At 64.9% G+C, this 407-nt stretch carries 1 protein-coding gene; it reads right to left on the reverse strand.

Going from position 1 to position 407, the window contains the following annotated elements; genetic code table 11:
* A partial coding sequence (locus AC0L23_RS40070) for a TCP-1/cpn60 chaperonin family protein (RefSeq protein ID WP_473358434.1) occupies window positions 1–407 on the reverse strand: 407 nt, incomplete at both ends.

The following is a 407-nucleotide window of genomic DNA, read 5'->3' on the forward strand; positions in this document are numbered from 1 at the left end:
GCTTCCTCGACGGTGATGACACCCTCGTTGCCGACCTTCTTCATGGCGTCGGCGAGGAACTTGCCGATCTCCGCGTCACCGTTGGCCGAGATGGTGCCGACCTGGGCGATCTCGTCGTTCGAGGTAACCTTCTTGGAGTTCTTGACGAGGTCCGCAACGACGGCTTCGACCGCGAGGTCGATACCGCGCTTCAGGTCCATCGGGTTCATGCCGGCGGCAACCGACTTGGCGCCTTCGCGCACGATCGCCTGGGCCAGCACAGTGGCGGTGGTGGTGCCGTCGCCGGCCGCGTCAGCGGACTTCGAAGCGACTTCGCGCACCATCTGCGCACCCATGTTCTCGAACTTGTCCTCGAGCTCGATCTCCTTGGCGACGGTGACGCCGTCCTTGGTGATGCGGGGAGCGCC

The sequence above is a fragment of the Bradyrhizobium sp. MI1.4 genome, from assembly GCF_055811315.1.